Here is a 5,243-nt window from a genome sequence, read left to right on the forward strand (position 1 = left end):
CGCAGGTACAGCGTCGCGTCGCCGTCCCCGGAGATCACCAGTACGGCGCCCTCGGCCTGGCAGCCGGTCAGCCAGACGAAGTCGCTGTCCGCGCGGAACTGGTAGTCGGTGTCGTTCGACCGGACCGGAGCGCGGCCCGCACCGAGGGCGATCCGGCGGCCCGGCAGCGCCGCGGCGAGCTTGCGCCGGTGCTCCGCGGCCGCCTCGGCGAGCCCTTCCGGCACCACCACCGACCGGTCGACCGGCCCCCAGCCACGAGAGATGAACTCCCGGAATCCTGCTGCGTCGATCGGGCGGTAGGACTTCGGCGTCTCGTCGGTCATGCGCTGTGTTCCCCTTTGCTCCAGACGGGTGTCAAAGGGGGTGGTTGATGGTCCAGCACCCCCTCACATCAACTCAGGTATCCGACGGGGTTTGCAAGCCCTTATCCCGGAAGGCGGCCAGGATGCCGCGTTCGGAGTCGAGCAGGTACTGGTGCAGGTCGTCCGCGGCCTGGTCGTACTTGCGGGCCTCGAGCAGTTCGAGCAGGCCGCGGTTCCGCTCGATGTACGGCTCGTGCAGCTCGCGCGGCGCCGCGATCACATGGAAGAGCAGCCGCAGTTCGGCGAGCAGCCGGCCGGTCATCGCGTCCATCCGCGCGCTGTCGGCCAGGCCGATCAGGTGCTGGTGGAAGCGCATGTTCGCGGTCCCGACGGCCGGCCAGCGGTCCGCGCGGGCGGCGGCCTCGGCCACCTCGACGTCGTCGTGCATCGGCTCCAGCCGGCGCGCGGGCAGCTCCGGGTCGCGCCCGGACAACCCGCGGACGACGTCCACCTCGAGGACGCGGCGCAGCCGGTACAGGTCGATCACGTCCTGCTCGCCGAGCTCCGGCACGAAGACGCCGCGGTGCAGCTTGTAGACCAGCAGGCCCTCGTGGGTGAGCAGCCGGAACGCCTCGCGGAGCGTGTTCCGGCTCACCTCCAGGACCTCGGTCAGCTCGACCTCGGACAGCTGCGCGCCGGGCGGCAGCGCGCCCTCGGTGATGCTGCGGCGCAGGATGTCGGCAGCGCGCTCCGCCGAGCTGCTCCGGTCCAGCCGCGCGACATCGGCGGCGACGGTCCGCAGCCAGGCCTGGCGGCCGGTCTCAGTCATGACCGCATCATCCCAGGTGGGTGGGAAAAGTGGAACAAGGCTCTTGCAGGATTGTTCAACAATCCCTACGCTCAGCAGATGGACCTCAACGCGGATCTGGGCGAGGGCTACGGCTCCTGGACGATGGGTGACGACTCGGCACTGCTCGAGGTAGTGACCAGTGCGAACGTGGCCTGCGGCTTCCACGCCGGCGACCCGTCGATCATGCGCCGGGTGACGGCCGAGGCGGTCGAGCGCGGCGTCGCGATCGGCGCCCACGTCGGGTACGCCGACAAGGCCGGGTTCGGCCGGCGTTTTCTGGATGTGGAGCCGGCGGTCCTGCGCGACGAGGTCGTGTACCAGCTCGGCGCGCTGGACGCGTTCGCGCGGATCGCGGGCGACCGGGTCCGGTACGTGAAACCGCACGGGGCGCTGTACAACACGATCGGCCATCACGTGGAGCAGGCGGGTGCGGTGGTGGCGGCGGTCGCGGCGTACGACAAGACGCTGCCGGTCCTCGGTCTGCCGGGCTCCGAGTGGCTGCGGCTCGCGTCCGAAGCCGGTCTGACCGTGGTGCACGAGGCGTTCGCGGACCGTGCGTACACCCCGTCCGGCACGTTGGTGTCGCGGCGTTCGCCCGGTGCCGTGCTGCACGACGCGGACGAGATCGCGGCCCGCAGTACGGCGATGGCGACCGGTCAGGCGATTCGTGATGCCGACGGCGGCGCGCTCGTCGTGGAGGCGGCGTCGATCTGCGTCCACGGCGACACCCCGGGCGCGGTGGAGATCGCCCGGCGGGTGCGCGGCGCACTGGAGGGAGCGGGCGTCGACGTACGTCCGTTCACCGGGTGATGCGGATCCTCCCGTCGGGCGACCGCGCGCTGCTCGTGGAGCTCGACGACCTCGACCAGGTCCTCGGGTACTACGCGGCGCTCGCGGCGGACCCGCCGGCCGACGTCGTGGACATCGTCCCGGCGGCGCGGACGATCCTCGTCACGACTCGGGGCGACCTCACCGGCTTGTCCCGCAGTCTGCAGGAGTTGGTTCCCGCGCGGGATCGGCGTACCAGCGGTGAGCTGATCGAGATCCCGGTCGTGTACGACGGCGCGGACCTCGGCGACGTCGCGGACCTGCTCGGCTGTACGCCGGAGGAGGTGATCGCGCGCCACGCGGACGCTTCGTGGACCGTTGCCTTCTCCGGATTCGCTCCTGGCTTCGGCTACCTGACCTCGGACGGCGACTGGAACATCCCGCGCCGGTCCTCGCCGCGCACCAAGGTCCCGGCCGGCGCCGTCGGGCTGGCCGGTGAGTTCAGTGGCGTGTACCCGCGCGAGTCCCCGGGCGGCTGGCAACTGATCGGCCGTACTTCGGTACGGACCTTCGACGCCGCGCGGGAGCCCGCCGCACTGCTGTACCCCGGCCGCCGGGTCCGGTTCGTCGACGCGGGTCGTGGATGAGCAGCCTGACCGTTCTCGAAACCGGGCCGTTGGCAACGATCCAGGACTGCGGACGGGCCGGCCAGGCTGCCCTCGGGGTTCCCATGTCGGGCGCCTGCGACCGATGCTCCTACGCGCTGGCGAACCGGCTGGTCGGCAATCCGTCCGGCGCGGCCGCGGTGGAGGTGACGTACGGCGGTCTCGCCCTGCACGCCGACAACGACGTCGTACTGGCCATCACCGGCGCGCCGTGCACCGGCGTACCCCTGAACGCGCCGACTTTGCTGAAGTCCGGCGAGGTCCTCCGTCTGGGTCCGCCTACGAGCGGCCTCCGCACCTACCTGGCGGTCCGCGGCGGCATCGAGGTCGCCCCCGTCCTCGGCTCCCGCTCCACCGACCTGCTCTCCGGCCTCGGTCCTTTGCCTTTGGCGGCTGGGCAAACGCTGCAGGTCGGCGCACCCGCACATCCGATGCCTGGAGTGGACCAAGCACCTGTCGCGCACCCGGCCGCCGGCCAAGTAGAAGTGCGGGTAACCCCCGGCCCCCGAAAAGACTGGTTCACCGATGCGGCCTGGACCTCCCTCACCTCGCAGGTGTATGAGGTGAGCACCAACAGCAACCGCGTCGGCGTACGCCTCGACGGGACTCCCCTGGAACGCGCCCGCAGCGGCGAACTCGCCAGCGAGGGCATGACCCACGGCGCCATCCAAATCCCCCCGTCCGGCACCCCGGTCATCTTCCTCGCCGACCACCCGGTGACCGGCGGCTACCCGGTCATCGCGTACGTCGCCGCCGACGACCTCGACGCCTGCGCCCAACTCCGCCCGGGCCAGCCGGTACGACTCGTCAGCTGATCACCTTCCAGAAGTCGCCCTCGTGCTCCACCCGGAATCGGTGAGCCGGAGCCCACCGATGTCGAGCGACTGGATGTCGACCGCTGATACTTGCTGTCAGCAACGTGATGGCCAGGAAGCCTTGCAGTACAGGTTAACGCTCCATGGCGGCGGCGAAGGTCTGCTGCGCCTTCCGCATCAGCGCCGCCTCGCCCGGGTCCGCGAACAGCGCCGGAAGCTTGCTCGGCTCGACGTCCTCGACGTGGGTCTGCAGCCACCAGATGTTGCCCACCGGATCCTTTATCCGGCCGCCGCGGTCACCGGTGATGCCGGAGTACATCAGCTCGGTCACGACGGTCGCGCCCGCCTCGATCGCCCGTCGGTACGTCCGCTCGACGTCGTCGACGTACACACTCAGGAACGCGGGTGTGTCCGGCCACTCGGGCGCCGCGTCGAACGTCATCAGCACCGACTCGCCGACGGTGATCTCCGCGTGCCCGACACTGCCGTCCTCGTTCGGGAAGCGGCCGGATGTCTGCACCTCGAACGTCCGCTCGACGAAGTCCAGGAACTTGTCGGCGCCCTTGGCGACGACGTACGGGGTGACGGTCGACTTGCCGTGAATTGTCATGGCCCCAGCCTGTCGGAGGTAGCGGACAGGGCGTGTCCTCTTACTCCGCCGCCTGCTGAGGCGGCGGGGTCCGGGAAGGCCTTCCTTGTTCAGGAGACGGGAACGGGACAAGATGTGCCGTATGACTTCTGGAACGCCGGGTATCGACAGCACCGTCCCGCCGAGCGGCACCGGCTGTGTCGAATGCCTGCAAGCCGACGGCTGGTGGTTCCATCTGCGGCGGTGCGCCCAGTGCGGTCACATCGGCTGCTGCGACTCCTCCCCCGCCCAGCACGCCTCCGCGCACGCCGCCGAGTCCGGGCACCAGATCGTCCGCAGCTTCGAACCCGGCGAGGACTGGTTCTGGCACTACGGCGAGTCCCAGTACTACGACGGCCCCGACCTTGCCCCGCCGGCGTCCCGTCCCGAATCCCAGCCCGTCCCGGGCGGCAAGGTCCCCAACGACTGGCAGACCAAACTGCACCGCTAGTCGGCTAGAGGACAAAGCCCGTCGGGAAGGGATCATCGGGGTCGAGCAGGTAGTTGGCGGTGCCGGTGATCCAGGCCCGGCCGGTGACCGTGGGGACGACGGCCGTGTACGGGCCGACCGTGGTTTCCTCGACGAGACGGCCGGTGAAGCGGGTCCCGATGAAGGACTCGTTCACGAAGTCGGTGCCGAGGGCGAGTTCGCCGCGGGCGTGGAGTTGGGCCATCCGGGCCGACGTACCGGTGCCGCACGGTGAGCGGTCGAACCAGCCCGGGTGGATCGCCATCGCGTTCCGGGAGTCGGCGCCGTCCTCGCCCGGCGCGGTGAACTGGACGTGTTTGCAGCCACTGATCCCCGGGTCCAGCGGATGCACCGGGCGGTCGGCGGCGTTGATCGCGTCCATGATGTCCAGGCCCGCCTTCAGGATGCGGTCCTTCTCGGCGCGGTCGAACGGGATCCCGAGCTGCTCCAGCGGCAGGATCGCGTAGTAGTTCCCGCCGTACGCCAGGTCGTACGTGACCTTGCCCAGCCCGGGCACGTCGACCGTGGCGTCCAGCGCATGCGAGTACGACGGGACGTTCCGCAGCGTCACGTGCTCCGCTCGGCCGTTGCTCACGGCAACGTCGACGACGACCAGCCCGGCGGGCGTGTCCAGCCGGACCTGCGTCACCGGCTCGGTGACGGCGACCATGCCGGACTCGACCAGCACGGTCGCGACCCCGATCGTCCCGTGGCCGCACATCGGCAGGCAGCCGGAGACCTCGATG

The 5,243-nt window shown here is 70.4% G+C and carries 8 protein-coding genes; 4 read left to right on the forward strand and 4 right to left on the reverse strand.

Annotated elements, in window-relative coordinates; translation table 11 throughout:
- Both VFF46_RS18750 and VFF46_RS18755 read right to left on the reverse strand, forming a co-directional pair.
- Nucleotides 1-323, reverse strand: a 323-nt coding sequence (locus VFF46_RS18750) for an aminopeptidase P N-terminal domain-containing protein (protein ID WP_325038437.1), incomplete at its 3' end; no start/stop codon positions are given.
- A 73-nt stretch (nt 324-396) separates the two neighbouring features.
- Nucleotides 397-1,131: a GntR family transcriptional regulator gene (locus VFF46_RS18755; RefSeq protein ID WP_325038438.1), complete on the reverse strand. Its 735-nt coding sequence runs from the start codon at nt 1,129-1,131 to the stop codon at nt 397-399.
- Between the two features lie 78 nt (nt 1,132-1,209).
- Here VFF46_RS18755 and VFF46_RS18760 point away from each other — a divergent pair, with 78 nt between their 5' ends.
- From VFF46_RS18760 to VFF46_RS18770, 3 genes are read left to right on the forward strand one after another with little or no spacing between them, the layout of a single operon-like run.
- Nucleotides 1,210-1,962, forward strand: a complete 753-nt coding sequence (locus tag VFF46_RS18760; protein WP_325038439.1) for a 5-oxoprolinase subunit PxpA — start codon at nt 1,210-1,212, stop codon at nt 1,960-1,962.
- Nucleotides 1,962-2,567, forward strand: a complete 606-nt coding sequence (locus VFF46_RS18765) for an allophanate hydrolase subunit 1 (protein WP_325038444.1) — start codon at nt 1,962-1,964, stop codon at nt 2,565-2,567. The genes VFF46_RS18760 and VFF46_RS18765 overlap by 1 nt, the downstream gene beginning before the upstream one ends.
- On the forward strand, nt 2,564-3,400 hold the full coding sequence (locus tag VFF46_RS18770) for a biotin-dependent carboxyltransferase family protein (RefSeq protein ID WP_325038440.1): 837 nt from the start codon (nt 2,564-2,566) through the stop codon (nt 3,398-3,400). Before VFF46_RS18765 ends, VFF46_RS18770 begins: the two co-directional genes overlap by 4 nt.
- Before the next feature lie 133 nt (nt 3,401-3,533).
- Here the strand turns inward: VFF46_RS18770 and VFF46_RS18775 are convergent, their stop codons facing one another.
- Nucleotides 3,534-4,010, reverse strand: coding sequence for a VOC family protein (locus VFF46_RS18775; protein ID WP_325038441.1), 477 nt, complete (start codon nt 4,008-4,010; stop codon nt 3,534-3,536).
- 121 nt (nt 4,011-4,131) lie between these two features.
- Here VFF46_RS18775 and VFF46_RS18780 point away from each other — a divergent pair, with 121 nt between their 5' ends.
- Nucleotides 4,132-4,479: a UBP-type zinc finger domain-containing protein gene (locus VFF46_RS18780; protein WP_325038442.1), complete on the forward strand. Its 348-nt coding sequence runs from the start codon at nt 4,132-4,134 to the stop codon at nt 4,477-4,479.
- A 4-nt stretch (nt 4,480-4,483) separates the two neighbouring features.
- On the opposite strand, the gene VFF46_RS18785 is transcribed toward VFF46_RS18780, so the two are convergent.
- Nucleotides 4,484-5,243: proline racemase family protein (locus VFF46_RS18785; protein ID WP_325038443.1), on the reverse strand; the 760-nt coding region annotated here is incomplete at its 5' end.

It is taken from the genome of Kribbella sp. (assembly GCF_035655035.1).
In the GTDB taxonomy this organism is placed as follows: Bacteria; Actinomycetota; Actinomycetes; order Propionibacteriales; family Kribbellaceae; genus Kribbella.